This is a genomic window from Staphylococcus sp. HMSC035D11, assembly GCF_001836075.1.
Taxonomy (GTDB): domain Bacteria; phylum Bacillota; class Bacilli; order Staphylococcales; family Staphylococcaceae; genus Staphylococcus; species Staphylococcus hominis.
This window is the reverse complement of sequence record NZ_KV827218.1, coordinates 23,538-32,123: the sequence shown is the minus strand read 5'-3', so window position 1 is coordinate 32,123 and position 8,586 is coordinate 23,538. Positions and strand designations below refer to the sequence as shown.

Here is an 8,586-nt window from a genome sequence, read left to right as displayed (position 1 = left end):
GGTAACACGGGTTCGAGTCCCGTAGGAGTCATATAAACAGAAGTGAAACATCGCTTCTGTTTTTTTATTTAATTGAATAGAGGAGAGTTGTCCGAGTCTGGCTGAAGGAGCACGCCTGGAAAGTGTGTAGGCGCTTTATCGCGTCTCAAGGGTTCGAATCCCTTACTCTCCGTACAGTAGCTCAGAATGGTTATTTTCCATTCTGAGTTTTTTATAGATATGATATATCAAGTATTCAACTATATTTATCTTAAAATGGATAATATCTTTTTAAAAATAAAACAATCACAAAATAAATTCAAACATGAGTCCTGTTAAGTAATTTAAAAATCGTTATAATATAGAGTGTATAACTATTGGAGGAATGAATTTTGGAATTTTGGTTAAAAGAGCAAAGTATAAAAAACAAAAACAAAATCGCGGTTATAGATGGTCAGTATACATTAACATATAATCAATTATATTCTACAGCGTATCAGCTTTCAAAAAAATTATTATCTTTAAATGAAAGTAGGGTAGGACTATATATTGGAAACGACATTGATTCTGTTATTTTAGTGCACGCATGTTGGTTAGCGCAAATTGAAATTGCAATGATCAATACACGATTAACAACAACTGAAATGACTAATCAAATGAACTCAGTGAATGTTCAACTTATTTTAACTACAAAAGAGTTCGATTTATCTTCACATCAAGTTCTCTCATTTAATCAACTCAATGATTATCCTGATACGCCTAATCATAAACAATTTGATATTCATCGTATTGCATCTATTATGTTTACATCAGGGACGACAGGACCCCAAAAAGCAGTACCTCAAACATTTAAAAATCACTATGCAAGTGCATTAGGTTGTAAAGAAAGTCTAGGATTTGATCAACAAACGACATGGTTATCGGTTCTTCCAATTTATCATATTTCAGGACTTAGCGTGATTTTACGTGCTGTGATTGAAGGATTTACTGTACGTTTATTAAATAAATATAATACTGAAGATATGTTGACTATTATTAAAAACGAATATCCTACACATGTGTCACTTGTGCCACAAACGTTAAAGTGGCTAATGGATGCTGGTTTAAATAAACCATACTCAATTGAAAAAATATTACTTGGGGGTGCTAAATTATCATCCACGCTCATACAACAGGCATTGAGTTATCAATTACCTATTTATAATTCTTTTGGAATGACAGAAACATGTTCGCAGTTCCTAACCGCTTCGCCAGATATGTTAGCTAAACGATATGATACAGTAGGTAAACCAAGTGATAATGTTGAAGTATGTATTAAACAACCTAATGAAGAGGGACATGGTGAATTACTTATCAAAGGCGACAGTGTAATGAACGGATATTTGTATCCTAAAGATTTGGATAACACATTTGAAGATGGTTTCTTTAAAACAGGAGATATTGCAGAAATAGACAGTGATGGTTTTGTAATGGTTTATGATCGACGTAAAGACCTTATTATTAGTGGTGGAGAAAATATCTATCCTTATGAAATTGAAACAGTAGCTAAAACATTCAATGGAATTATAGATGCAGTATGTGTACCTAAAGAAGATGAGACTTGGGGTCAGATTCCAGCGCTTTACTATGTCGCAAGTGAAACAATTGAGGTTAATGATCTTATAAATTTTTTACAAGAACATTTAGCAAAATATAAAGTTCCTAAGATATATCAACACGTCAATGCATTACCTTATACTTCTACTGGAAAATTACAACGTAATAAAGTTGGAACTGAGGATCATTAAATGAAAATCATTGATATACAATTTTATTACTATACCGCGCCGTTTCATTCTCCGATTACGACGCCTAAAGTCGAAATGACACATCGTAAAGCACTCATAGTACGATTTATTTCTGATGAAGGGAAAAATTATTTTGGTGAATGTAATGCATTTGAAACGGATTGGTATGATACTGAAACAATTGAGACAGTAAAAATACGAATACAACAATGGTCAAAAAAGATTTTAAATCAATCATTCAATACATTTAGTGACTGGTTACCTTATCTTGATGTATTAGATAGTTATCCAGCTACTAGATGTACTGTTGTGATGGCGGTTTATCAGATGTTTTATTCACAACCGTGCTTTAACGTTGAATATGGGGCAACAGTAAGTGGTTTATCTTCTTCACAATTACAAACACTTAAAGACACAAAGCCAGCACGTATTAAATTAAAATGGAGTTCTCATCTCATTAACGATATAAAAAAGCTACGCAATGAACTTCCATTTGAATTTAGTCTTGCACTCGATGCAAATGAATCACTGGATATGTCACAATTTCAATTATTAAAAGAGATTGATCAACACAATCTTCTATACGTTGAAGAACCATTTAAAGATTTAAATGATTTAAGCTATATAGATGTTACGCATTATCCTGCTATTGCTATTGATGAAAAAGCAACGGACGTACAATCAATTTTGAAAATTATTCATCAATATCCTATAACTGCGGTTGTGGTTAAACCATTTAGACTGGGAGGAATAGATAGAGCGCTAGAACTCATTCACTTATTAAAAGAGAAAGATATTAAAGTGATCGTTGGTGGGATGTATGAATATGGACTTAGTCGATATTTTACTGCTTTATTAGCAAAAGAAGGGTCTTATCCAGGAGATATTACTCCAGATGGATATTATTTTGAAACAGACTTTACACAAGGCATAGGCAAATTAAAAGAAGGATTGATATATTTCAATCCCCCTAAAGTTAATATAAATGCATTATCTGTTTATGAATGATGATGTGTATGTTTGTCTTTTTTTAAAGGTACGGGATCAAATCCACCTTCATGAAATGGATGGCATTTTAAAATACGTTTTACTCCCATATAGCCACCTTTAAATGCTCCATATACTTCTATAGCTTCTTTAGTATATTCAGAACAAGTAGGATAGAATCGACATGTTGGTGGTGTCATAGGGGAGATGAAATGCTGATAAATACGAATGATGCTTAGAAATAATTTTTTAAGCATAAATAAACCTCCTATAGACATTTGATTATTAAATAATTCTACCATATTTAAGAGGGGGATGAGTGATATGGAGTTTATCGATCAAGATGATAGACGAGTCACGATGCAATATAAAACTGATAACGATATACCGAATGGAAACCACGTTTTAGCTATTCCGATATTTCAAAATCAATTATTATTCACTAAACACTCTAAAAGAGGTATCGAGTTTCCTGGAGGTAAAGTTGAAATTAATGAAACTAGTCAACAAGCGATTGCTAGAGAACTTTATGAAGAAACAGGTGGAAAGGTAGAAGCCTTATATTATATCGCGCAATATCAAGTTCATACCTTTGATAAGTCACTTTTTAAAAAAGATGTGTACGTGATTAAAGTGAAATCAATTGAACATAAACATGATTATTTGGAAACAGAGGGTCCTATATTATTTCATCTAGTTAATGAGATTCCTGAGCACCAAAAAAGTTATTTAATTAAAGATGAAGCAATTTTAAAATGTTTAGAAAGGGTGAAAGATCTTGGGTATTACAAATATTAGAACAATGCCTGTTGAATCCAACACTCATCGATTTGAGGAAATAACTTATACAGTAGACGAATTAAATGTAAAAGCGTTACAGATGATCCCAGCGTATCATAATGTTAAACGAATTGTAGTGTATTTACGTGGTGGAAAAGGACAAGTTGGTAGAGTAAGAGCTTCAAGACTCATGCAATTTTCTGATCCGTATACATTAGTTATAGGTCCCTATTATAGAGGAAGTAATGGTAGTGAAGGAAAAGATGAATTTTGTAATGCTGATTTACATGATGTAACAGTACTTATTCGACTATTAAAAAATAAGTATCCCCAAGCTTTCGTCCATATGATTGGATTTTCAAGAGGTGGAATTCAAGGTTTATTATCATTTCAGGATGATCCAGTTGATAGTTATATTATTTGGGGTGGCGTTTCAGATGTTCATTTAATGTATGAAGAACGTGTGGATTTAAGGGGAATGCTAAGACGTATGGTAGGTCATCCGAAAAAAGATAAAAAGGCATATGAACAAAGAAATGCGATACGTACGTTGAATCAAAACAGTCCACCTATTTTAATTGTACATGGTGGTAAAGATTGGCAAGTGGGTATACATCAAGCGTATTTTCTTCAAGAACAACTAGAACGTAAAGGGGTCAAACATGATACATTTTATCAACTTGACGAAGGCCATGTCCCAAGACCGAAAGCATTGAAAGAAGTTTTAGATTATATACATCAATGGATGAATAATATAGAACAAGACTTACAAAGATGACTATAACAGTCATCATGTAAGTCTTTTGTTTAGATATATTATTAATGACTAAATCCACCATCTTTAGCAATATCTTTTACTTCATCTCCAAATGTTTTGAAGTTTTCTTCAAAACGTTTTTTTAAGTCATTAGCTTGATGACGATAAGCCTCAGGATCATTCCAAGCATGGATTGGATTTAAAATAGTCTTAGGCACATCTTCCATTTCAGTTGGTATACTTAAACCAAATATTTCATCTTTAGTAAATGTAGCTTGTTTTAGCTTGCCAGAAATAGCTTGATCTACCATATAACGTGTATAATGTAAGCTGATACGACGTCCAACACCATATTTTCCACCAGTCCATCCTGTATTTACTAGATATACATCAACATCATGGTCATCAATTAACTTACCAAGTAAATTCGCATATTTAGTAGGATGCAAAGGTAAAAATGGAGCGCCAAAGCATGTTGAAAATGATGGTTCAGGTTCTGTCACGCCACGTTCTGTGCCAGCTAATTTTGACGTAAAACCACTTAAGAAATGATACATTGCCTGAGATTTAGATAATTTAGAAATAGGTGGAAGTACACCAAATGCATCTGCAGTTAAGAAGATAATTGTATTAGGGTGTGCAGCTTTAGAAGGTAATACGATATTATCGATATGATGAATTGGATAAGCAGCACGTGTGTTTTCTGTGTTCGTATTATCATCAAAATCAACATGGCCACGTTCATTAACAATTGTATTTTCAAGAATAGTACCATATTGAATGGCATTATAAATTTGAGGTTCTTTTTCTTTAGATAAGTGGATAGCTTTTGCATAGCAACCACCTTCAATGTTAAAAATACCATTTTTATTCCAGCCATGTTCATCATCGCCAATTAATTTGCGAGTTGGCGTCGCTGATAATGTTGTTTTTCCTGTACCAGATAATCCAAAGAATAGAGCAACATCACCTTTTTCTCCAACATTGGCAGAACAATGCATACTCATAATATCTTGCATAGGTAATAAGTAGTTCATCACTGAAAAGATACCTTTTTTCATTTCTCCAGCGTATTCAGTACCACCAATTAAAATCACTTTATGTTTAAATGAAACAATAATAAATGTTTCAGAATGAGTACCGTCAACATCTGGATTGGCTTTAAAATGAGGGGCAGAAACGATAGTGAAATTTGGCTTAATATGACTTGCTTCCTCAATAGATTCAGGTCGGATAAACATGTTTTGTGCAAATAAATTATGCCATGCAAGCTCATTGATAATTTTTAATTTTAATTGTGAGTCTTTATCACTTCCGGCATAACCGTTAAAAACGTATAATTCATCTTTTTGATCTAAATAATCTAATACTTTGTTGTATAATTTTAAAAACACGTCTTCATCTATAGGTTGATTAATGTCTCCCCAATCAATATTGTCTCGATATGAAGGTTCGTTAACGATAAATTTATCTTTTGGTGAACGACCAGTATATTTACCTGTACTCATATTAATTGCGCCAAGTTCAGTAAGTTCACCTTCATTATTATTTAAAATCTTGTAATAAAGCTGAGTAGTAGAAAGTTGAAATAAAGTCGTTTCCTTCTCTAATAAGTGTTTGATTTTAGGTGTTTCACTGTATGTATCTATTGACATACAACATCCCTCCAAATATCTATTCATTTATATGTGTAAGCCCTTACATTAAAAAGTATAACATAATAATTTAATTATTCCATTGTAAATAAAAGAACATTTAAAAATCAAAATTGACAATTTTAAAGTATTTATGTAGTATAGGTCTTAACGGATTCTCTTATCCTGAGTGGTGGAGGGACATGGACCCAATGAAACCCAGCAACCTCTTTTTTTAAAAGAAAGGTGCCAAACCGTTTGCAGACGCAATATTTGTCTGAACGATAAGAGCGAATGGACGTTTAAGAGCCTTCTCTCTATCTAGATAGTTGAGAAGGCTCTTTTATTTTAAGCTCATTGTCAAAAGAGAATTTTCGTAAATATAGTTAAAAAAAGGAGCAAATCATGACTTATAATAAACGTTTATTTACATCAGAGTCAGTGACAGAAGGGCATCCAGATAAAATCGCCGATCAAGTATCTGATGCGATTTTAGATGAAATTTTAAAAGATGATCCTAATGCACGTGTCGCTTGTGAAACAACAGTAACAACAGGTATGGCTTTAATTTCTGGTGAAATTTCAACGTCTACATATGTAGATATTCCTAAAGTAGTACGAGAAACAATCAAAAATATTGGTTATACAAGAGCTAAATATGGTTACGATTACCAAACAATGGCTGTTTTAACAGCTATTGATGAACAATCACCTGATATTGCCCAAGGTGTAGATAAAGCACTTGAGTATCGCAATGATATATCTGAAGAAGAAATTGAAGCAACAGGTGCCGGAGACCAAGGATTAATGTTTGGTTATGCAACAAATGAAACCGAAACATATATGCCGCTTCCAATCTTTTTATCACATCAACTAGCGAAACGCTTATCAGATGTGCGTAAAGACGGTACCTTAGGTTATTTACGTCCAGATGGTAAAGTTCAAGTAACAGTAGAATACGATGAAAATGATAAACCTAAACGTATTGACACGATTGTGGTATCTTCTCAACATGCTGAAGACATTGAATTAGAACAAATCCAAAAAGATATTAAAGAGCATGTCATTTATCCGACTGTGCCTGAAGGTTTAATTGATGATGAAACTAAATTCTTTATTAATCCAACTGGTCGATTTGTTATTGGGGGTCCTCAAGGAGATGCTGGTTTAACTGGAAGAAAAATTATTGTAGATACATATGGTGGTTATGCTCGTCATGGAGGTGGCTGTTTCAGTGGTAAAGATCCTACAAAAGTAGATCGCTCTGCGGCATATGCAGCGAGATATGTTGCAAAAAATATTGTAGCAGCTGGATTAGCTGAGCAATGTGAAGTGCAATTAGCTTATGCAATTGGTGTAGCAGAACCTGTATCTATTGCTATTGATACATTTAAAACAGGTAAAGTTTCTGAAGGACAATTAGTTGAAGCGGTAAGAAAACATTTTGATTTAAGACCAGCAGGTATCATTAAAATGCTTGACTTAAAACATCCTATTTACAAACAAACAGCTGCATACGGACATTTTGGTCGTACTGATGTATTGTTACCATGGGAAAAATTAGATAAAGTGAATGTCCTAAAAGATGCCGTTCAAAAATAACATAGGATATATAGCAGTTAATTAGGTTAAACCTCGAAATTATCGTCTATTTCTATTATAATAGATAGATATTGACAGTTTAAAAGGAGCGTTATCTAATGAATTCATTTGGACCGGTTGAGATTGGTTTAATTGCAGCGATAATCATAGCGATTATATGTTTTATTCTATTTTTAGTTGCTTTGAAAAGTAAAAATAATATGAAACACAAAGCGAATGAAGAGTACAATCTCAAGGAGCAACAACTCAAATCTTCACATGAGGAAGCACTTGAAAAAGAACGTATTGAAAATAAAAAACAAGTAACGAAACAAAAAGAAGAATTTGAAGTTACAGTTAATGGAAAAGAACGTGAAATTGATGCTTTGAAATTATTTTCTAAAAATAAAAGTGAATACGTGACTGATATGAGACTCATTGGTATTAGAGACCGTTTAGTTAAAGAAAAACGTATTAGACGTGAAGATATGCATATAATGGCTAATATTTTTTTACCAAGTAATGAGTTTAATAATATTCAACGTATTAGCCATCTTGTGCTTACTAGAACTGGTTTATATATCATTGATTCACAATTATTAAAAGGTCATGTTTATAATGGAATTAGTGGCGCACAATTTCAAGAATTACCAATGCTGAAGCAAGTATTTGATACACTTGATTTAAATACACAAGCGCCTCAAACGTTAGTTCTTGATCAACATGAAGATAATCATTCGAAACTATCATTTATTAATTATTCTGATCAACTTTCTGCAATTGAGAAGTTGGCTACAGATTTACAAACAGAATTAGGACTTAAATATACGCCAACATCAATTTTATATTTTAATCCTAAACATGATAAAGACGTAACGATTTCAAACTATGCACAAAGTTCAAGTGTTAAGGTTTTAGTTGGTCCTGAACAACTTGACGAATTCTTTAACAAATTTGTATTCCATGGACGTATTCAATATAATGTCGATGAATTACAAAATATTATGGATAAAATTGAATCATTTAACTAAGAGAGGCTACCATCAAAATTTTAAATTTTGATGGTACTTTTTTATTATAA

The 8,586-nt window shown here is 32.6% G+C and carries 8 protein-coding genes, 1 tRNA gene and 1 riboswitch; of the genes, 7 read left to right on the top strand and 2 right to left on the bottom strand.

Going from position 1 to position 8,586, the window contains the following annotated elements:
* Positions 1–81 precede the first annotated feature (81 nt).
* From HMPREF2647_RS00960 to menC, 3 genes are all read left to right on the top strand, one after another.
* Positions 82–172 (top strand) — tRNA-Ser (locus HMPREF2647_RS00960).
* Positions 173–371: 199 nt separating this feature from the next.
* Positions 372–1,766 carry an o-succinylbenzoate--CoA ligase gene (gene menE / locus HMPREF2647_RS00955; RefSeq protein WP_017176378.1) on the top strand — a complete coding sequence of 465 codons (1,395 nt, stop codon included), beginning with the start codon at positions 372–374 and terminating at the stop codon, positions 1,764–1,766.
* The gene (gene menC, locus HMPREF2647_RS00950) at positions 1,767–2,774 is read left to right on the top strand and encodes an o-succinylbenzoate synthase (RefSeq protein ID WP_017176377.1); all 1,008 of its coding nucleotides are present in this window, start codon (positions 1,767–1,769) and stop codon (positions 2,772–2,774) included.
* Here the strand turns inward: menC and yidD are convergent.
* Positions 2,765–3,010, bottom strand: a complete 246-nt coding sequence (gene yidD / locus HMPREF2647_RS00945; protein WP_017176376.1) for a membrane protein insertion efficiency factor YidD — start codon at positions 3,008–3,010, stop codon at positions 2,765–2,767. The genes menC and yidD overlap by 10 nt on opposite strands.
* 67 nt (positions 3,011–3,077) lie before the next feature.
* On the opposite strand from yidD, the gene ytkD reads away from it, so the two are divergent.
* Together ytkD and HMPREF2647_RS00935 are read left to right on the top strand one after the other, a co-directional pair.
* On the top strand, positions 3,078–3,551 hold the full coding sequence (gene ytkD / locus HMPREF2647_RS00940) for an RNA deprotection pyrophosphohydrolase (protein WP_017176375.1): 474 nt from the start codon (positions 3,078–3,080) through the stop codon (positions 3,549–3,551).
* On the top strand, positions 3,532–4,311 hold the full coding sequence (locus tag HMPREF2647_RS00935) for an alpha/beta hydrolase family protein (protein WP_017176374.1): 780 nt from the start codon (positions 3,532–3,534) through the stop codon (positions 4,309–4,311). Before ytkD ends, HMPREF2647_RS00935 begins: the two co-directional genes overlap by 20 nt.
* A gap of 41 nt (positions 4,312–4,352) precedes the next feature.
* Here HMPREF2647_RS00935 and pckA read toward each other — a convergent pair whose 3' ends face one another.
* Complete coding sequence (pckA, locus tag HMPREF2647_RS00930) at positions 4,353–5,945, bottom strand: phosphoenolpyruvate carboxykinase (ATP) (RefSeq protein ID WP_048761772.1); 1,593 nt, start codon at positions 5,943–5,945, stop codon at positions 4,353–4,355.
* A 157-nt stretch (positions 5,946–6,102) separates the two neighbouring features.
* A riboswitch (SAM riboswitch) is annotated at positions 6,103–6,215 on the top strand.
* A gap of 114 nt (positions 6,216–6,329) precedes the next feature.
* Here pckA and metK point away from each other — a divergent pair.
* Positions 6,330–7,526: a methionine adenosyltransferase gene (metK, locus tag HMPREF2647_RS00925; protein ID WP_017176372.1), complete on the top strand. Its 1,197-nt coding sequence runs from the start codon at positions 6,330–6,332 to the stop codon at positions 7,524–7,526.
* Positions 7,527–7,624: 98 nt separating this feature from the next.
* The gene (locus HMPREF2647_RS00920; protein ID WP_017176371.1) at positions 7,625–8,536 is read left to right on the top strand and encodes an NERD domain-containing protein; all 912 of its coding nucleotides are present in this window, start codon (positions 7,625–7,627) and stop codon (positions 8,534–8,536) included.
* Positions 8,537–8,586: the final 50 nt, after the last annotated feature.